Source organism: Vibrio sinaloensis (genome assembly GCF_023195835.1).
GTDB classification, from domain to species: domain Bacteria; phylum Pseudomonadota; class Gammaproteobacteria; order Enterobacterales; family Vibrionaceae; genus Vibrio; species Vibrio sinaloensis_C.
The window spans coordinates 806,038-825,204 of the sequence record NZ_CP096200.1; the positions used below are offsets into that span (position 1 = coordinate 806,038).

14 protein-coding genes are annotated in these 19,167 nt (G+C 49.2%); 5 read left to right on the forward strand and 9 right to left on the reverse strand.

The features are described from left to right. Window positions 1-204: 204 nt before the first annotated feature. Window positions 205-2,388 (forward strand): 1,4-alpha-glucan branching protein GlgB, encoded by a 2,184-nt coding sequence (gene glgB, locus MTO69_RS17170; RefSeq protein WP_248334654.1) that lies wholly within the window; start codon window positions 205-207, stop codon window positions 2,386-2,388. 50 nt (window positions 2,389-2,438) lie between these two features. Here the strand turns inward: glgB and MTO69_RS17175 are convergent, their stop codons facing one another. The 3 genes from MTO69_RS17175 to MTO69_RS17185 form a co-directional block, all read right to left on the reverse strand. Next, window positions 2,439-3,080 carry an START domain-containing protein gene (locus MTO69_RS17175; protein ID WP_248335603.1) on the reverse strand — a complete coding sequence of 214 codons (642 nt, stop codon included), beginning with the start codon at window positions 3,078-3,080 and terminating at the stop codon, window positions 2,439-2,441. A 57-nt stretch (window positions 3,081-3,137) separates the two neighbouring features. Then, window positions 3,138-3,551, reverse strand: coding sequence for an alternative ribosome rescue aminoacyl-tRNA hydrolase ArfB (arfB, locus tag MTO69_RS17180; protein WP_248334655.1), 414 nt, complete (start codon window positions 3,549-3,551; stop codon window positions 3,138-3,140). A gap of 160 nt (window positions 3,552-3,711) precedes the next feature. Next, window positions 3,712-5,007, reverse strand: coding sequence for an alpha/beta fold hydrolase (locus tag MTO69_RS17185; protein WP_248334656.1), 1,296 nt, complete (start codon window positions 5,005-5,007; stop codon window positions 3,712-3,714). 182 nt (window positions 5,008-5,189) lie between these two features. Between MTO69_RS17185 and MTO69_RS17190 the strand changes: the two genes are divergently transcribed. The 3 genes from MTO69_RS17190 (at window position 5,190) to MTO69_RS17200 (ending at window position 7,653) form a co-directional block, all read left to right on the forward strand. Continuing rightward, window positions 5,190-6,038, forward strand: a complete 849-nt coding sequence (locus MTO69_RS17190; RefSeq protein ID WP_248334657.1) for a pirin family protein — start codon at window positions 5,190-5,192, stop codon at window positions 6,036-6,038. 186 nt (window positions 6,039-6,224) lie between these two features. Beyond that, a complete protein-coding gene (locus MTO69_RS17195; protein ID WP_248334658.1) occupies window positions 6,225-6,821 on the forward strand; it encodes a LysE family translocator in 597 nt (198 codons plus the stop codon). Between the two features lie 16 nt (window positions 6,822-6,837). Beyond that, window positions 6,838-7,653, forward strand: a complete 816-nt coding sequence (locus MTO69_RS17200) for a helix-turn-helix transcriptional regulator (RefSeq protein ID WP_248334659.1) — start codon at window positions 6,838-6,840, stop codon at window positions 7,651-7,653. Window positions 7,654-7,691: 38 nt separating this feature from the next. On the opposite strand, the gene MTO69_RS17205 is transcribed toward MTO69_RS17200, so the two are convergent. Further along, window positions 7,692-9,545: an ABC transporter ATP-binding protein gene (locus MTO69_RS17205; protein ID WP_248334660.1), complete on the reverse strand. Its 1,854-nt coding sequence runs from the start codon at window positions 9,543-9,545 to the stop codon at window positions 7,692-7,694. Window positions 9,546-9,856: 311 nt separating this feature from the next. Here MTO69_RS17205 and MTO69_RS17210 point away from each other — a divergent pair, with 311 nt between their 5' ends. After that, on the forward strand, window positions 9,857-10,834 hold the full coding sequence (locus MTO69_RS17210) for an arginine deiminase-related protein (protein WP_248334661.1): 978 nt from the start codon (window positions 9,857-9,859) through the stop codon (window positions 10,832-10,834). A 60-nt stretch (window positions 10,835-10,894) separates the two neighbouring features. On the opposite strand, the gene MTO69_RS17215 is transcribed toward MTO69_RS17210, so the two are convergent. The 5 genes from MTO69_RS17215 to MTO69_RS17235 form a co-directional block, all read right to left on the reverse strand. Next, a complete protein-coding gene (locus tag MTO69_RS17215; protein ID WP_248334662.1) occupies window positions 10,895-13,051 on the reverse strand; it encodes a TonB-dependent receptor in 2,157 nt (718 codons plus the stop codon). 112 nt (window positions 13,052-13,163) lie between these two features. Next, on the reverse strand, window positions 13,164-14,474 hold the full coding sequence (locus tag MTO69_RS17220) for a lysine N(6)-hydroxylase/L-ornithine N(5)-oxygenase family protein (RefSeq protein ID WP_248334663.1): 1,311 nt from the start codon (window positions 14,472-14,474) through the stop codon (window positions 13,164-13,166). A 66-nt stretch (window positions 14,475-14,540) separates the two neighbouring features. After that, entirely contained in the window at window positions 14,541-16,316 is a 1,776-nt protein-coding gene (locus MTO69_RS17225; protein ID WP_248334664.1) for an IucA/IucC family protein, read from the reverse strand. Continuing rightward, complete coding sequence (locus MTO69_RS17230) at window positions 16,316-17,233, reverse strand: GNAT family N-acetyltransferase (RefSeq protein ID WP_248334665.1); 918 nt, start codon at window positions 17,231-17,233, stop codon at window positions 16,316-16,318. The genes MTO69_RS17225 and MTO69_RS17230 overlap by 1 nt, the downstream gene beginning before the upstream one ends. Beyond that, window positions 17,226-19,022: an IucA/IucC family protein gene (locus tag MTO69_RS17235; protein WP_248334666.1), complete on the reverse strand. Its 1,797-nt coding sequence runs from the start codon at window positions 19,020-19,022 to the stop codon at window positions 17,226-17,228. Before MTO69_RS17235 ends, MTO69_RS17230 begins: the two co-directional genes overlap by 8 nt. Between the last annotated feature and the right edge of the window lie 145 nt (window positions 19,023-19,167).

Sequence of the window (19,167 nt, forward strand, 5' to 3'; positions counted from 1 at the left end):
AACATAGAAAATTTAAGGCTATATCACTCTATGTAGAGCAGGAATTCGGTAAACTAGAATCATGCTAATCAAGCCCGCTATTTAGCGGGCTTTTTCGCTTATTTGACCCGCTATTCTCTCTGTGTACCATTCAGTTATGCTCAGGGTAAATAGCACCATCAGCGCCGGTTTTCGGCCAGAAAGTTAGGTTAGGGAGAGGACGACTTGAAAGCAACAACGTTAGATAAGGCAACAAAGATATATAACCAACTTTCGCATGCGACATTTGCAGATCCTTTCTCTTTTATCGGTCCTTATATCGACCCAAAACAAGGGGCGCTCAGGGTATGGATGCCAGGTGCCGACAAAGTTGAGTTGGTGATTGATGAGGAGCGGATAGAGTTAGAACGCGAAGATGCGTCGGGGTTTATTTTAAAGCAGCAGCGTGACTTGCACTTAACCCATTATTTGTTAGCGGTAGATTGGAACGGCACCGAGCAGTTGGTCGATGATCCTTACCAATACCACAACATCTATGCGGAGTATGACGATCTGCACACGCCAAAAGAAATGTATAAGCACATGGGCTCGCAGTTCGTGACATTAGAGCGTGATGGTAAGCAGATTTCGGGGATACGCTTTTTGGTTTACGCGCCGCACGCGTCGGCATGTAGCTTAGTCGGTGAGTTTAATCAGTGGGATGGTCGCCGTACGCCGATGCAGCGTCTTGACTATGGTATTTGGGGGATTTTTATTCCCAATTTGCCAGAGGGAACTCAATACAAGTTTGAGCTTAAGGGGCCTAACGGTGAAGGGCTGCCGCACAAAGCCGATCCTTGGGGCGCTTACGCAGAGCAGTACCCCTCATTTTCATCTGTGACTTATGATCACAGTCGTTATCAGTGGCAAGATCAGCAATGGCAGCAGCGTCCAGTCACAGAGAAACGCAAGCAAGCTTTGTCTTTTTATGAGCTACACCCTGGCTCTTGGCGTCGCGCCGCAAACGGTGATTTCCTCAATTATCGAGAGTTGGCCGACCAATTGATCCCTTATCTGGTCGACATGGGCTACACCCATGTTGAGTTGATGCCGGTTTCTGAACACCCATTTTATGGCTCTTGGGGCTACCAACCGGTTGGACTGTTTGCACCAACCAGTCGTTACGGTTCGCCGGATGACTTTAAGTACTTCGTTGACCAATGCCACCAAGCAGGACTTGGTGTGGTGCTCGATTGGGTACCAGCACACTTCCCGTCAGATGATCATGGCTTAGCCAACTTCGATGGCACACCTTTGTTCCACGATCCCGACCCTCGTCGTGGCTGGCATCAAGACTGGAACTCTTACATTTACGATCTTGGCCGTGAGCACGTACGCCGTTTCTTGGTTTCTAATGCGCTGTATTGGTTTGAACAGTTCCATATCGATGGTATCCGTGTCGATGCGGTGGCGTCGATGCTCTATCTCGACTATTCACGCAGCCATGACCAATGGGTACCGAATGTCGATGGCGGAAACGAAAACTATGATGCTATCGCCACCCTGAAGTGGATGAATGAGGAAGTGTACAAATACTTCCCTAACGCGATGACGATTGCAGAAGAGTCCACTGCGTTTCCAGGTGTTTCTGCACCGACGTTTATGGGCGGCTTAGGGTTTGGTTTTAAGTGGAATATGGGTTGGATGCACGACTCGCTCTCCTATATTCAACAAGATCCTGTTCATCGCAAATACCATCACGATACCATCACCTTCCCGCTTGTTTATGCACATAGTGAAAACTACGTGTTGTCGTTATCCCACGATGAAGTGGTGTATGGCAAAGGTTCGATTCACAATAAGATGCCGGGTGATGAATGGCAGCAAACCGCCAACTTACGTGCCTATTTGGGTTATATGTATGCGCAGCCGGGTAAAAAGCTTAACTTTATGGGGGCGGAGTTTGGTCAAACCGGTGAGTGGAATCACGATGACCAATTACAATGGTTCTTGCTTGATTTTGAACGTCACCAAGGTGTGCAGTCGCTAACACGTGATCTTAATAAGCTTTATACCAGTGAAAAAGCCTTGTATGAGCTCGACAGTGAGCCGCGCGGTTTTGAATGGCGTCTACAGGATTCGGCCGATGCGTCTATCTTAGCTCATGAACGTTTGAGTGATAGTGGTGAACGCATTTTGGTGATCAGTAACTTTACTCCGGTACCACATGATGCGTTCCGACTTGGTGTCCCAATCAAGGGCACTTATCAGTTGCTACTCAATACCGATGATGCCAAGTACCACGGTAGTGGTTATCAAGTGCTGGATACGGTCAGCAGCGAAGCGAAAGAGAGTCAAGGTTTAGCTCAGTCGCTGACACTGAAGATTCCACCGTTGGCTACCGTGTTCTACAAATTGAAACTGAGTTAAACGAAATGAGTTAAGTGAAATAATGCCCAGCGTTAACGCTGGGCATTTTTTTATTCATTGATGCCGGGGTGAGTCAGGCCTTGATAGTCAGCCAGCTGTTGGCGCAGGCCTTCAAAAGTTTTTCGTGCACTCGATTTGGCTAACTTATTGACCAACCAATTCGGCAGTGCACCACCTGGGTTCGCATACGCCCGATACTCTACCATAGTGGTGCCATCATTGATCTTTTGAAGCGTCCAGCGCGCGTCGACCTCGCGGATACGAATGTAGCCAGCTTGCTCCGCCACTGCCGAATCGGGAGCGTCTTGGATGTGCAATATTAATCCCAGCTCATCTTGCCAATATTTCGAGTAGGTCACCATATCGCGATCTCTGGCTGGCCAGGGCGCTTTAAACTGGGTGTAGACGATGTTTTCGTTTGCTGAGATTTGCTCCACTACTTCACTGTGGCTGACGTTATCTACCCAGCTTGGCACATTATCGGTATCTTCAAGTAAACGTAAAAAGGCACTATAGCTGGTTGGGGTGAACATTCGAGCGCGTATTTCGACCAAGCCTTGTTTGTGTTCACGCCAATATACTGATATTCCCTCTCTGTCACTATCAAACTGCCAATGAGTGCTGGCGTGCACCGAGTGGCAGAGCAAAAAAGGCAAGATCAATAGGGAAAGGCTTGTCCATAAGCGTGGCATACCGGTTCTCACATCGTCCATTATTATCACCAGAGTAAAACAACCGCATCCGATTGCCTAGTGATTGACCCGCCCACGCAATGACTTAGTTTGTGATTTGATGTTTTTGCTTTTTAGGCGTCGTTCTTTGGATGCACGGGTTGGCTTGGTTTCGCGGCGTTTCTTCTGCACCACCATCGCGGAGCGGATAAGCTCCGCCAAGCGATTGAGGGCATCCTCTTTGTTCTGTTCTTGAGTACGAAACTGCTGCGCTTTAATAGTGATGACCCCCTCTTTAGACAGACGAGAATCATTGAGCGCGAGAATACGTTGTTTGTAGATGTCCGGTAAGGTCGAGTGTTTAACGTCAAACTGCAGATGAATCGCTGAGGAAACCTTGTTGACGTTCTGACCTCCGGCCCCTTGTGCGCGAATGGCAGTCAGTTGGACTTCCCAGGATTGCAGGGTCACGGTGTTAGATATGGTTAGCATCAATAGTTAGCTATCGGCAAAAAAGCCATTGTAACCCATTTGCCGTGGGTGACTCTAATGGTGCACGCAAATGATTTTGTCAGGCTCGCTGTTGACAAGGAACAGGCAAGCAACTCAGAGAAAGACAACGCTCGCCCCGCTCAATGCGGGGCGGATGCGGTTAGACAAGCGTCGCCGCGGTTTGATCGCCCATCGCGAATAATCGGTCTAAGATCTTTTCCCCATCTGCACGCAGCCCGTTATGCTCATACTCGTTGGTAATCCAGGCTTTGGCGTTAGGTATCAAGGCTAGGGTTTCGCGGCTGATGTCCATTTCAACAAACATGTCGTCTGCGTAGACTGCGCAGCTAACTGGCACTGAGTTACGCGCCAGTACGTGTTCATGGTATAGAGCAGGCCAATCCTGCTTCGCTGCCAACAGTTCGGCGGCTTGTTTGAGCGGCTGCAAGTTTTTGTATTGGTCAAACATCCAAGGGAACACCATTTCACCGGTAAAGTAGAAAGGCTGCCCTTTTTGATAGTTGAACTCAGGCAGGCTTTGGCGAATGCGATGCGCGCTCCACTGTGAGGCGAAACCTTGGCAGTAAATAGATTCATGGAGAATCGCGTAGATAGGATTGGTTTGAAATCCTTGTTCCATCAACATATTACTGAGAAATTCCTCGCGCAGTTGTGCTTTACCGTTGACCTCAATCAGAGCGTTTTCAAGCGCATAGTAGGTCGGGAGGAATGAATCTGACACGCCGAAGTTGATGCCCAACTGTTGGAACTGCTCGACAGTAAAGCGCTGGCCGTTGGGCAGATACTCTTCATGCTCAAGCAAGTGGTCGGCAATTTGCTGACACAACAGCTGCGCTTGGGGAAACTGCTGAAAAAACGCTCGGTTTTTCTCCATGGTGCGTTTGAAGGTGGCGCGATAGACATCATCCGGATGACGAGAGAGGGAAGGCACCCCGCCTGTGATGTAACTGCGAGTTAAACTCTCCGGAAACATCGATAAGTAGGTCAGTGAGCAAAAGCCGCCAAAGCTCTGTCCCAGAATGGCCCATTGTTCGATGCCAAACTGTTGGCGAATCAACTCGGCGTCACGCACGATATTATCGGCACGAAAATGCGCTAGGTAATCGGCTTGTTGTTGCGGTGACAAATGAGCCAAGGTTTGCTGATTAATCACACTACTATTGCCAGTGCCACGCTGATCGAGGAGCAAGACTCGATATTGCTGCAAGGCGCGTTTTACCCAGCCGTTGTTGCCATTTTGTCGTGGCGACGGGAACCCCGGACCGCCCTGAAAGTAAACCAGCCAAGGTTTGTTTTGTTCGCCATCACTGGTGAGTTTGAGCTCACGGGCAAAGACGGTAATCGTGCCTTTGCTGGCGTCAGAGTAATCAAGCGGTGCGGTAAAGGAGTGCGGAGTATAAGTGACTCCAGCATCAGTAAAGGATAGTGCGTTCATTGTGTTGTTTTTGCATCCGTGACGGTAGGAGCCGCTAGTTTAACGTGTTGTTTAGCGCAGACCAATGCTCTTGGGGCAAAGGCTCTTATTCAAAATTTTTGAACGAGAGGCTCTAATCTACACGCTCATCTTTTATTTCTGTTGGCTTAGACTTATCCCATACCAATTAGGGAGGACAAGCTATGAGCGTGATGCGTAGTGTCAATCAAATCATCAGAACCCATGCCACTTCAGATGGCGATGGCGTTAAAATTCAACGTGTCGCTGGGTTCAATAATCAGCAGTTTTCACCTTTTTTGATGGTGGACGAACTTAAGTCTGACCAGCGTGCAGATTATGTTGGTGGCTTTCCTCCACACCCTCATCGAGGCATTGAAACCTTAACCTATATGCTCAAAGGCCATTTCCAACATCGTGACCATATGGGCAACGTGGGTGAATTAAGAACCGGTGGCGCGCAATGGATGGCGGCGGGACGCGGCGTGATTCACAGTGAAATGCCGATTATGGAAGAGGGCGAGCTACATGGTTTCCAAATTTGGATTAACCAGCCTGCTCGCGACAAAATGAAGCCAGCTCAATACCACGACTTTCAACCGGAGACGATTACTGAACATCAAAGTGATCATACTGGGTTGCTGCGCGTACTAGCAGGTAACATTGTCGCCAATGAGCAAGAATTGGCCGGCCCACTGGACAAAACCGGTGTCGATCTCAGTGTCACAGACTGGCGAGCCAATTCAGGACAGCAACTGACTCTGACAGTGCCGGAGACACACAACATGATGGTGCTTAGCTATCGTGGTGACATTCAGATTGGCACACAAACAGTCAAACAAGGTGAGCTGGCCTTGTTAAGTAAAGGCGGCAAAGTGGAACTGTCGACACAAGCTGACAGCGGCGCGTTGATCTTTGCTGGAGAGCCGATCGATGAACCTGTAGTCCACTATGGCCCATTTGTGATGAACAGTATGGCTGAAATCGAACAAGCAGTTCGAGACTACAACATGGGGTTATTTGAAACTTACTAAGTCGCCAGCCCAGCGCACAATTTGATTGGGGTCGCTGTTCGACCTCGCCAACACAAAAGCCAACTATCCACTGCCAGTTGTTTTTGTTTTGCCGCACCTTTTTAGGCGCGGCTTTTTTATGGTTGCAATATCGTTCAATACTTGAGGCTCCCGTCGTCCTACGCTGATGGCAAATAGGAGGAGTCGATGAATAATATTGTAATCGCGATGTTTGCATTTGCCTTAGTCGGTGCAGCAACGCCGGGTCCGGTCAACTTATTAGCGACCACGACTGCCATGCGAAGCGGTCACCGAGAAGCGGCAAAATTGGTTGTTGGGGCGTCAGTCGCTTACGCCATCGTAGTGTTCGTTTGTGGGCAATTGATGCAGCAAATCATCGATTGGCTGCCAGCGTTAAGTCTCTTTATGCGCTGGTTCGGTAGCGCTTTTTTGCTTTATTTGGCTTATCAAATATTCACTGCGCCCGTGGGTGACCTAACTCAGAAGTCATCTTCGTTATCAGGCTGGTGGGTAGGTTCGCTTAGCCAGATGCTCAATCCCAAAGCTTGGTTAGTGGCAATGTCGGGAGTGAGTCTCTACGTGTTTGGGCAACAGTCTCCTCAGCAGTGGTTGTGGATCTTTACGCTTGTTTCTCTGATCTGCTGCCTTATTGGCGTTGGTTTATGGGCGATGGCTGGTCGGTGGTTGGCCAATTATCTTCATCAGCCCAGTCGTCAAATTGCCTTTAATCGGTTTATGGCGACCACACTCGCGCTATCTGTTAGCATGATCTGGTCGAGTTAGCGCAAAGGAGCTGCGTATGAAGCGAGATAACAGCGCACATTTTAAGCAAAGCACTATGGTGCCTTGGATAGAGTTGCGAATCGCAAATCATAGTAGTGCGTGCTATCAAGCCCACTCCCACGATGAATTTTCATTCGGTCTTATCCAACATGGACGCGCGCAATATCATAATCATCATCATCGCCACCATATCGGTAAAGGTGATTTGGTCACGATTAATCCTGCGGATGTACACGCCTGTAATCCTGAAGCAGGCCTTTGGTCCTATAGTATGTTGTTTGTTGATGCGGAGCAGATGGGGCGGGTGCAGCAAGAGATCAGTGACAACCATCGCCACGACTATCTGCCCTTTCGAGCGGCATTTGAACGTGACCCCGAGCTCAAACACAGGTTTGTTTGTCTGTTACACGATGTGCAGTCTGATGCCAGCCAAATGCAAATCGAAACTCGTTTGTACGATTTTATCGCAGCAACATTTGGTGATACCAACCAGGCGTTCAGACAGATGCCGACCCCAGACATCCAAAGGGTGAGAGAAAAGCTGCTTGATGATGTCAGTAGCGTACATCAACTGGATCAACTTGCAGAGGAAGCGCAGTTGAGTCGCTATCAGTTGTTACGCGCATTTAAGCAATATTATGGTCTTCCACCTCATGCTTACTTGATGGACGAAAAAATCAAACGCGCAAAAGTGATGCTCAAGTCGGGTGAGGGTATTGTCGATATCGCTCATGCATTAGGGTTCGCCGACCAAGCGCACTTCCAGCGCCAGTTCAAAAGGAAAATCGCGGTAACGCCAAAATACTACCAGTCGCATTTTGTTGAGAGTTGAAAAAAGCCAGTCGAAGAATGACTGGCTTTTGGCTTTTGCTAAGCGCTCTGTTTGGTGTCTTCTTCGTTGCCGATAAAACCACCGGTCTGATGCGCCCAGAGCTGAGCATAAATCCCGCCTTGCTGGACGAGCTCTTGGTGGGTGCCTTGCTCAACGATATCGCCCTTATCAAGCACGATGAGCCTATCCATCGCGGCGATAGTCGATAAACGGTGCGCAATGGCGATCACAGTTTTGCCTTGCATAAGTTCGTTGAGGCTCTCTTGAATCGCCGCTTCAACCTCTGAATCGAGCGCAGAGGTGGCTTCATCTAAGATCAGCAGCGGCGCGTCTTTGAGCAACACACGCGAAATCGCAATACGCTGCCTTTGTCCGCCTGAGAGTTTCACGCCGCGCTCACCGACCTGGGCGTCGTATCCGGTGTTACCAAATGGGTCGCTCAAGGTTTCGATGAACTCATGGGCATGCGCTTGTTTGGTCGCACGCAGTAGATCTTCCTCTGAGGCGTCGGGATTGCCGTAGAGAATATTGTCGCGAATTGAGCGGTGCAGGAGCGAGGTATCTTGTGTCACCATGCCGATTTTGCTGCGCAGTGAATCTTGGGTGACGTCAGAGATCACTTGCCCATCAATCTTAATCTGGCCGCTTTCTACGTCGTGGAAACGCAGCAGCAAATTCACCAACGTGGATTTACCAGCGCCAGAGCGACCCACCAGGCCGACTTTCTCACCGGGCTTGATGGTCAGATTGAGCTGGTTAATCACGCCCTTAGTTTTGTCACCATAGTGGAAGCTGACATTGTCAAACTCGATGCTGCCTTGCTCGACCACTAGGGGCTTGGCGTTAGGTTTGTCCTCAATATCGATCGGTTTAGAGAGGGTTTTCATCCCATCGACCACGGTACCCATGTTTTCAAATAGCGCCCCTACTTCCCACATGATCCACATCGACATGCCGTTAATCCGCAGTGCCAAGGCGATGGCAATGGCAATCGCGCCGACGCTGATGGAGTTGTCCATCCACAAGAAAATCGAGAGTGCACCAATCGAGAAAACCAAAATATAGTTAGTAACTTCGACGGCAACATCAAATCCCGTCACTAAGCGCATTTGACGATACACGGTGTCCAAAAAGCCATTCATCCCCTTTTCGGCGTAGTCGGTTTCGCGCTTACTGTGTGAGAACAATTTGACCGTGGCGATATTGGTGTAGCTATCGACAATCCGACCGGTCATGGTCGAGCGTGCATCGGCCTGCTCAGAAGCGACTTGCTTGAGTTTAGGCACAAAATAGATCTGGATGCTGACGTAACACAATAGCCAAATGATCATTGGAATCATTAATCGCCAATCCGCTTGCGACAATAGCACCACCATCGAGGTGAAATAAACCGAGACGTAAACAAACACATCCATGGTTTTCATCACGGTTTCGCGCACCGCGAGCGAGGTTTGCATCACTTTGGTGGCGACACGTCCGGCAAAATCATCTTGGTAGAAGTTCAAACTCTGCTTTAGCAGGTAACGGTGAGCCAACCAGCGAATGGACATCGGGTAGTTGCCGAGCAAAGTTTGGTGAACCAACAGTGAATAGCCGACCACTAAGATAGGCATCACAACCAGCAGTAACACACCGTAAAAAATCAGATCGCTACGATTGTCTTGCCAAAAGGTTTCTGGATTACTGTTAGATAACCAGTCGACCAAGTTACCCATAGCGCCAAACAGAGAGACTTCGACCACTGCCACAATGGTCGCCATGATCGACATGACTAACAGTGGGATTTCGAATCCGCGGGTATAGTGACGACAAAACGCGAACACACCACTGGGTGGTTGACTGGGCTCTTGGTCGGGGAAAGGCTGAGTAAAGCCTTCAAATTTTTTAAACATATCATTTTCCTAAACACGCAATGAGAATGGAGCGCCGCTGGGGCGCATGCGTTCGTCCATTAATAGGAAGGGCGATGTCATGGTATACCGTCACTTTGGTAAATGTAACCAGTTTATTATTCTTTCTCTTGCATAATATTCATTCTGTCAATCGACCAAGTTGTTTTGTCAGTAATATTTACTGACTTGAGTAATTAGTTCAGTAAATGTTACTGCAAAAGGTGCAATTTAGTAGCGTATTTCAGTAATATTTTATTTAACATTATGTCTACAATTGGCGTTATTGAGTGAGATTAATTGAGTTTGTCACAATGTTGAAACAGCAAGCCATACTAGAAAAAAAACTATCTTCAGTGCAAAACGCTAACTGTGTGGTGATGGTACCGCCAAAAGAGTTCGCCTTTAATGCTGAAACGGCGCAAGACAATGAATTTCAACATCAAGTCAACGATACCACTGGTCATATACGTCAGCTCGCGATGCAAGAGTTCAATACCATGGTGGAGCAATTGCGCCAAGCGGGTGTGCAAGTGGTGGTGTTTGATTACCCATTAGGTAATATCGAAACGCCTGACGCGGTCTTCCCGAACAACTGGTTTAGCACCACCGCTGATGGTCGCTTGTATACTTTCCCAATGGCGTGCAAAAACCGTCAGCAAGAAGTAAAAACCGAAGCGTTAGTAGAGGCGCTTGAATTCGCGGGCCGTCCGGTGCTGGCACAAGACGATCTACTGGACTATTTGGCACAAGATGCGCATCTAGAAAGTACCGGGGTGATGGTGAAAGATCACCTCAATAAAACCGTGTACGCGGCGCTGTCACAACGCTGTGATCGCGAGGTTCTTGAGGATTACGCGCAGCGCATCGGTTATGAACGTGTGGTGTCGTTTCAAACCGCACTGCCATCGGGTAAGCCCATCTATCACACCAACGTCATGATGGCGATCGGTGAAGGATTTTGTGTTATCTGTGATGAAGTGATCCCAGAGTTTGAACGCCGCTTTGTGCTCAAGTCGTTGGCCAAAGATAAGCAAGTGATTTCGATTTCATTGGAGCAGATGAACCAGTTTTGCGGCAACATTCTACAGCTGGAAACGGTTAATGGTGAAAAGGTGATTGCCATGTCGCAATCCGCCTATGACGCTTTCTCAGCAGCCCAGCTAGCTCAGCTATCGAGTCACGGCAAGCTAATGCCATTTAACGTGCAAACAATTGAAAACATTGGTGGTGGCAGCGTACGTTGTATGCTAGGAGAGGTGTTTTTACCTAGCCGCACTCATCAGTTATAAACGTTGAGCATCTAGCTCAAAAACCGCCCATTAGTCCGGGCGGTTTTTTTGTTGTGAGTATTAAAACTTCACTTGGTAGTTAACGTTAAAGGTGCGGCCACGGCCTTTGTAGTCGTAAGCAGCGGCATCGTAGTGCGCAGAGTAAAGGATCTGCGCGCGCTGTCCCCAAATCGTGGTGTAGTTGCGGTTAAACAAGTTCTGAATACCAAAACCCAAGCTGCCAACAGGCAACTGGTAGCTACCCACTAGATCGAACAACGTATAGCCATCCAGCTTATTGCCTGCCTTGTCGCTGTAGTCAAACATGGTTTGGCTTTGCAGCTTAAGTGCTAACGCATCGTCATACCAACCGGCCCACGCATTGGCTCGTGAGGTACTGGCTTCGCCCGCGGTCATATCCTGCCAGCCATCATCGCCTTTGATTTGTGAGACGACGTAGTGGCCAGAAGCGCCAAGCTGGATTTGGTCATTGACCCAGTAAGAAGCCATAGCTTCTAAGCCGTACACACGTTTTTTGTCTTCAAGTTCTTCAATCAATAAGGTCTTTTTATTGTATTTGACCGACTTGTCAGAGATTGAGTAGTAAGCGGCAGATTGCAGGTTGAAGCCATTGCGATCTAAGCGGTAACCCAGCTCGATACTGTCGGTTTTGATCCCTGACATTTTAGAGTCGCTGACGTTAATGCTGTCATTTAGCTGCCAGTTGTCACCAACAAGAGTGTACTGGCCCTGACCGTAGTACTTGGCTGGATCGGCCAGATCAAAGCCTTGTGAGAAGTTGGCCCACACTTGTGAGTGGTTGTCGATACGGTAAATCGTACCAAGGTTGAACAGACCCACATTGTAATCAGTCTCACCACCTGGCACCGAATCAGCCGTTAAGCCATTTCCAGCAGCGATTTTCTTCTGTTGCTGATAGCCGACAAAGTCATCAATTTTGTTGACCATGTGTTGATAGCGAAAGCCTCCTTCAACGGACCAATTGTCAGTGATGTGATAATCCGCTTGGACGAACCCAGCCAGTGAGGCGACTTCAATACCTGGGTAGCGGCCTACTTGGGCATAAGTACGGTTGATAAGGTTACCTGAGTTGTTGGCGATCGTAGAATCATACGGCGCCTGATTGCTGCTCAGTTTGTCTTGGTATGCATCGACACCGTAGACCAGGTTGAGCTTGTCGAACTGTTTAGCCAGTGCCGCTTTTAATGACAGTACGTCCGTTTTTTGCTGGCCAGACGATTGGTAATAAGGGGTGTACGTTTGATCTTCGTGACGATACGACGCTTCGGCAATCAGCTGGTGGCCTAAAAATGCATCATCGACATAAGAAGCGCTGAGCATCATGCGTTTGGTGCCATGTTCGCGATCAGAGTCAAAGCCCTTGCGAACGTCGACAAAGTCGCCGTTTTTGATGTAAAGGCCATAAGGTGAATCTTGCTGACTATCATAGTATTGGGCCAGTAGCTTGAGCTGTTTGCTATCGGAAATATTGACCCCTACCGTGGTCATTAAGTCAACAGTTTGGTTGAACTGCAGTGACCCTTGCGAGATGTCTGGGGTGACGATATTGCCATCGGCGTCGAAGAAGCCTTGCGTTTCTGAGTAGACTGCCGCTGCGCGAGCGCTGACTTTGTCGTTGCCACCGGAGATAGATTGAGCGATTTTGTAGTCGAAATCGTCGCTAGAATTCAAGCCAGAGGTTGCGCCCACATAAGACTCTAACTCAAGCGCCTGATTATCTGCTTTCTTGGTCACAATGTTGATCACACCGCCAGATGCGCCCGCTCCGTATATCGAGGTTGCTCCTGATAGTACTTCGATACGTTCGATGTTAAACGGGTCGATTGAGTCCATGTAGCGACTAATTTGACGTGATGACTGCAGCGAGACACCATCAATCATGACCAGCATTTTGCGGCCGCGCAGGTTCTGGCCGTAGTTGGTACGCGCGCCACTGCTAATATCGAGTGAAGGAATCGAAGTGGCGAGGATCTCTCCTAGCGTTTTACCGCCACGGTACTCTTGCTCGATTTGCTGAGCGTCTATGTACCACACGGTGCCGGGAATGTCGCTGATCGCTTTTGGTGTGCGACTTGATACCACCACCATTTCATCAAACAGGGTGTACTCTTGGGCAATCGCTGGCGCAGTCATAATGGCGGCTGCAACAGCCATTGCAGCGCAAGATAACTGCAAGTTTCCTTTATTCACTTTCATTTTCTTCTCTATGTTTATCGTAGTAATAGGCCCAGCAATGGTGAATAGACAACCACTGTTTTCTTGGGCGGGTTGAACCGTCCCTCACCAAGGCAGGTGAGCGACAAAAAGGTTAGGCGACCAACTGTTCGACCAAGGTATCGGGAGAGAGCCAATCGATCATGCCTTGTCCTGAGTCGGTATCGAACAGCGCTTTTCCTGCTAAACGGTTGATGATTCGGGCGCTACGCCAAGCCATTAAGCTCAGCTGTGGCTCGGCAATGCCGTGGGTGTGCATCCCCGCATTAACGGCGAAAATCTTATTGTGCTGCTGGCCTTCCCATTGAATCTCGAAATCCGGGGTCATCTGGTAGCGATGGTGGGCGTCGAGATCAAACAGGGGCAATATCTGGTTCAGGCATGCTGGGTAAGGGGCTTGGAAGCCGGTGGCCAAAATCACAATGTCCGCTTGATGGGTTTCAACGCATTGACCGAGTGCGTTATTAGCCGTGAGGCTATATCCATCGGCATGCGCGTTCATTTGACTCAAGGTGCGATGCGGAAGTAGCCGTACCCACTTCTCTTCTTTTAGCACGTCAAATCTGTGGTATAGCTCTTGATAGATAGTCAGCAGCGCTTTTTGAGTGATGCCATCAGAGGTGAGCTTCTGGTTGGTCACCTCTTGTTGTTTCACTTGTGGCGTTAAGTTGACAAACGCGTTGACGTAATCGGGCGTAAAGAACTCGTTGGTGAAGGCCGCCTCATCTAATGGTTGATAGTTCGCGCGGCGCGACAGCCAATCAAGAGATTTAGGCTTACCCCATTTATGTTGCAGGGCGTTGATGAAGATATCCGCGCCACTTTGGCCACCGCCGATGATCATCACTCGCTTACCGGTAAATTCGCGCGCCTTCAAGCCCATTTCAGCGGCGTGGAATACTCGCTCGCCCAAATGAGGCTTGGCGCAATCGGGCACGCTCGGTACTTTGCCTGTGCCAATACAGAGGTTATTGGCTTGATAGCGGCCTTGATTGGTATGTAGGGTAAAGGTGTTGCCATCGTATTCGACCTGTTCGACTTGAGTCGAGAACTGAACATTGTCTAGCTGATGGGCGGCCCAAGCGAGATAGTCTGAGAACTCGTGACGGCTGATGCATTGCAGCTCCGCAGATAAGAAGCGGTAGAACTTTTTGTTTTGCACCAGATAGTTGAGAAACGAGTAATGGCTCTGTGGATTGACCGCGGTCACCAAGTCTTTCAAAAACATGGTTTGCATGTGGGTGTTGTCTAGCAGTAATCCAGGGTGCCAAGCAAACCTGTCTCGACTTTCGAAGAAACGAGCTTTGAGCTGCGGAGTATCCGCGAGTAAGGCAGCAACACTGAGGTTAAAGGGGCCGACGCCGACGCCGGCGAGGTCTAGCTTGACGTTGTTAGTGTGTTCCATAAGAACAATCCTTTTCTTGGTTATTGTGCGGCTTAATTGAGCGCTAAAGTTGTAGTTATTGAGTGTCTAGCGCTTGGTGCTCGTCGGTTGCGCCTTGACCAGCGGGTTATCCAGCATGTCATCCATGTCTGGTAGCATGCGTGACGCGCTGGCGTCGGTGCTGTGACGAAACTTAGCCAAGTTAAGTCCGATGCGTAAAATTCTCGGTTTGAACAGGTCAAACTGCTCAAACCTGTGCTGATACTCACTGTGGGTGGCCATGTAGGCTTTAAGCCTGTCTCCAAGCAGGCGATAGAACTGCTGCTCAGAGAAGCCTAACTTGGCGACTAACGGTGAAATAAAACGAAGGGTGGTGACAAAATGCCCGGTTTGGAGGTCATGAATGATTAGGGATTCATCCAGCCGAACCGTGACTTCTTTGACGCGTTTATCAAGCGAGCTTTGCTCTGGATAGTCACTGCTGACCAAACGCATATCGCCTTGAAAGTCTTTGAGCAGAATGCGTTTGGGGACGTTGTTCTCTAGTACTAAGGTGACGTTTTGTCCGTGCGCGATCAGAGAGACGCCGTACTTACACAGCAAGTGATAGTAAGGAATCACCACCGCATCGAATAGCTGGGTTAGCCAGGTGTCGATACTCAAACCGGACGCCTGAATGTACTCAGCAATCAGCGGTTGACCGTTAAGGTCGGTTTCCATCAGCGCAGCCATTAAAATGGCGTGCTGATTGGATTTAAGCTTAGACACCGCCGACTCTCGCCAAATGACACCGAGCAGCTCGTGATATCGATACGGCGCATTGGCAAGCAAGGCGTAATCGGCCTGCTCGGCAAATGCCGCTGCGGGCTCTTGGAGCACTTCGGCTTGTTTGTCGACCAATAGCGCATCGGTTTTAAATACGCTATCTATCCAGTCTGAAGCGCTAGGGCCAGCAAGTATGTATCGACCAGGAATACCTCGATAACAAGAGGTGTTCATGATGGTTAATGGCAGCTTGATATCGTAGTTCTGGGGGCGAGTGACATTGCTCAGGGTACGCAGTGACAACTGAGGAGCAAACTCATCTCCAGCTTCACCCAAATAGACCAGTTGCTTGGTGGCCAACTCGCGCACAAACAGTATCGAGAGCTTGTTGTTCCACTGCCAAGGGTGAACGGGCAGATAGTGATAGTCGTTGATATCGACGTTATACGCGGCCAGAGTGCTATCGAGTTGGCGGATGTCCTGCTCTGACATTGACGCTTGCACCAATTGCGGCCAACTGACGCTGTCGTTGGTCGCCAGCTTGAGAATCGTGTGATGAGCCGCCACCCAACCAAGCTGGAATGCACGTCGTGACTCAGGCGCGTACAAAGCTAAGTCATGGCTTCCCCAGCCGCGGCGTCCCTTGTTAAAGGCAAATTTGGGGTGACCATCGAAATAGCTTTGCTGTTGCTCACATGGCAGCATGGCCAAATCGCGCGCTGTCATCGCTTGCTTGGCTTGCATCACTTTGCAATCGCCAAGTAGAGTCGCATTCAGATCTTCCAAATGTTCAGCAAATGCGTCATCGGGCATATTGAGCAGCGGTTGTAAGTCGCGCATCAGCAGCGCGGCGCTCAGAGGCTGCTGTGACTCAATGGGGGACTCTCGACCAATCGATGTCGGGTCAATCATCACCTGACCCCAAATATTCTCCTCACCGCTAAAGTGGTAACGGGTCCCGCTCTCAAGTGTCAACTGGTAGCCTTTCTCGGTGCTCTCAAACCCAAACGCTTGCTCATAGGCAAACTCGCTGAGGATCTTAGCCACCATTTTTTGGTTGGCCAGTGGCCAAAATTGATGGAGTGCTAACTGTTCCATTACCACTGCTCCGTAAAGAAGGTGTCGCGCTCTAACATCAATAGCGCGGAACGCTTATGCGGGAAGTTAAACTCAAAGCATTTACGATAGCCGAGGGGCAAAATGCGATTAAACAAACGCTCATTGTCTGCTCTGGGCTCGAGTACGATTCGGTTGGTGCGAAGCTCGTCGATAAATAGGTAGTGGCTGATAGCTCTCATCCAAGCGTTGAAAAACTTAGGACCACGGAACGACTGCTCGCCCACCAACAGGTGGATGCCGCGGTCAAAGGGCTCTGCATCGTAATAGGGGCTGAGTCTGTCCTCTGCCACCCAGTAGGCTTCGACGTAGCCAAACGCTTCGCCGTTAAACTCGCCAATCAAAGGGATAATGTGCGGGTCTGCAAGGCGCTGTTGAATAAACTCTGCCAACTTTTCTTGGCTCCACGCTTGCTCCCAAAAATGCGCAACCCGTGGGTCATTCATCCAACCAGTAAAACGCTCAAGGTCAGTCGCCAGATCGATCAGCCGAAAACTCACGCTCTGCTCAATACCACTATCGTATCTTTGGTACACCTGGCCGCATGGCATAGGCGGACGTAAAGGGTGATGACGGTAGTTTGGATTGGACTGAACTAAACGCTGCGGGAAGCCGCTTGACGGTTTGTGTTGATGCCAAACCAGCGGCAGTTGGTAAAAAGTGTGACGACTTACCGTCTGATCGATGATTGGCAGCAAGGTCGCTAGCCACTGGGTCACTTCATGATCTGAGCTAACAATGCGGCAGTCGGCCATGGTTTTATCTTGGCTAAACAGTTGATCCAACTCGCGCACTAACTGATCGCCGATTTCACAGCACACCAAATCGCTTGCGTGTAAGGTGATCTCCACTGTTGCTTGTGGCTGCGAATGAAAGATAAAGGTATTGAATTCAGACATGAGCCAACTCCTCGACATTAGCCAAAGGATTGTTCAAGTCAAAGTAGATCACAGCAGGGTCTGGAATCGAGTTTTCATTGAAGTTTTGTAAATAACAGAAGAAATTCCCTTTGCAACACAATGCTTCACTGGTGAGTACATAGCGAAGACACTCGTCGTCTTTCACTCCGCTAGCAAGCAGTGCGGTCAAATGGTGGTGCAAAATGTCGATCAACTGCGCTTCTTCAACGTTTGAGTGGGCGCTAATGGCGGAGATGACATTGAAGGTGGAATTAATAATCAGGTAGTAGGCAAAATAGCGGCGGACCTTATCTTGGTTCCAGTAGTTTTCTAGCGTGTGCTTGTTATCGCCAAGCTGGTCACCAAATAGCTCGAATGCAAGCTCGGTGTAGCCCGTTCCTTGGCAGTCTCGGTAGTACATGCCAATTGGTAAGCCTTGCTCTAACTGCATCACGATGTTCTGCTGATGCGCCAAAAACACAATTCCCCAGTTGGCTTGTAGATCAAACAGCGGTACCACAGCGTGACGACAGTAGGCGTCGAACCAGCGGATAGCCGCATCATTCGTCGTGATGGCTTGTTGCTCGGCGTAATGTTGAATCCGCGCCGCAACAAGGCTGCTACCACCATAAGGATTTTGTTGGGTTAAGGTTGCCAGAACCACCGCTTCTTGCGTTGGATTATCCATCAACGGGTTGTCTCTAAATGCCACAAGACTTTCGTCAATAATGTCGCCGTTTAGATCGCGAATCCCGATAAATGCCGGCTCTTGCATCAATTGAAAGCCTTTGCCTTGTCCAAGCAAGCTGGCCAAAGCAGGAGTTTGGAACAAGTCATTGAGGCGAGTGCCACGCACCACTTCTTTCAGCGACAAGTTGCGGATTGAGTTGGTCAGTTTCACGCTCAATGAAAACTTCAACATGTATGGCAGGTTTGGCGCGTAGAGCGAACGGGTGGATGAAGTCGGGTACCAAGTGCTACCTATCTGGCCGAGAGTGTCGATCTGCTTGGTGGCGATATAGCCTTTGATTGATGGGTTGTCAGCCATCACATGCCATTGCCATGGGTGAACGGGCAGCAGTGTTTTTCCTTGCGCTGTTGCGGTATTGAGTGCGTCACTCAAAGTGACATCATGTGCAACCAGCTCTTTAAGGCGCTGGTTAAAATCGATACCAGCTGAGCTGCCAGTGCTAACAATGTCTTGATTGATGGCGAGCCACACCAACTTGAACTCCCCACCGAGCTCTGGCGAGAAACGTTTAGCGTCGGTCAGAGTGAACTGCTCACGACTCTTAGGTGCCGGGTGGAATGAGTGACCAATCAGTAGACCCTGCTCTGCGGTCTTAAAATCGAGCTTGGCGTTAAACAAATGTTGTTGATAGGGAGAGTGTTTAATTGCTTGCTGAGTGTTGCGCTGGCTTTCGAGCACGCGTTTGATGAAAATCTGTTTTTGCTCTTCGCTCACGATGCCAACCAGTGCCGGCTCATTAACGATATGGTGTAGCAGTTGCTCAGAGGTTAGGGCTGCGACCCCTTGTGGAGTGAGCAGTAAAGCGGGCAAGCGGTACTCATGACTGCCTAAAGGAGAATAGTAGCTCAGAGTAATGTGAATGGTGCGCTCGTTTGCTAATGAAAGCTGGTAAATGTGCTCACCGCTTTGGTGGCACAGCAGTTGAACTGACTGACTTTCGCGGGCAAGTGAATTGAGAAAACAAGCCATGGAGGGTTGGTTGGTGTTAACCGAAAGGGTTGAGTTCTCGAGGTTAAGCCGATCGTTGTTACGATTCATTTTCTTTCTCGTTATGTTATTAACTAAACTGACGAGAGAATGCTAATTATTATCATTCGCATGATCAACTGGTTTTTTATGTTTTTGACAAATTTGTTGCAAATAGTGTCATTACACTTATTAATCAGAAGGTTATTATTGGAAG

Coding starts and splice junctions, on each gene's coding strand:
- MTO69_RS17175 (WP_248335603.1), bottom strand. CDS start 3,080: ATGCCACGCTTATGGACAAGCCTTTCCCTATTGATCTTGCCTTTTTTG.
- arfB (WP_248334655.1), bottom strand. CDS start 3,551: ATGCTAACCATATCTAACACCGTGACCCTGCAATCCTGGGAAGTCCAA.
- MTO69_RS17185 (WP_248334656.1), bottom strand. CDS start 5,007: ATGAACGCACTATCCTTTACTGATGCTGGAGTCACTTATACTCCGCAC.
- MTO69_RS17190 (WP_248334657.1), top strand. CDS start 5,190: ATGAGCGTGATGCGTAGTGTCAATCAAATCATCAGAACCCATGCCACT.
- MTO69_RS17195 (WP_248334658.1), top strand. CDS start 6,225: ATGAATAATATTGTAATCGCGATGTTTGCATTTGCCTTAGTCGGTGCA.
- MTO69_RS17200 (WP_248334659.1), top strand. CDS start 6,838: ATGAAGCGAGATAACAGCGCACATTTTAAGCAAAGCACTATGGTGCCT.
- MTO69_RS17205 (WP_248334660.1), bottom strand. CDS start 9,545: ATGTTTAAAAAATTTGAAGGCTTTACTCAGCCTTTCCCCGACCAAGAG.
- MTO69_RS17210 (WP_248334661.1), top strand. CDS start 9,857: ATGTTGAAACAGCAAGCCATACTAGAAAAAAAACTATCTTCAGTGCAA.
- MTO69_RS17215 (WP_248334662.1), bottom strand. CDS start 13,051: ATGAAAGTGAATAAAGGAAACTTGCAGTTATCTTGCGCTGCAATGGCT.
- MTO69_RS17220 (WP_248334663.1), bottom strand. CDS start 14,474: ATGGAACACACTAACAACGTCAAGCTAGACCTCGCCGGCGTCGGCGTC.
- MTO69_RS17225 (WP_248334664.1), bottom strand. CDS start 16,316: ATGGAACAGTTAGCACTCCATCAATTTTGGCCACTGGCCAACCAAAAA.
- MTO69_RS17230 (WP_248334665.1), bottom strand. CDS start 17,233: ATGTCTGAATTCAATACCTTTATCTTTCATTCGCAGCCACAAGCAACA.
- MTO69_RS17235 (WP_248334666.1), bottom strand. CDS start 19,022: ATGAATCGTAACAACGATCGGCTTAACCTCGAGAACTCAACCCTTTCG.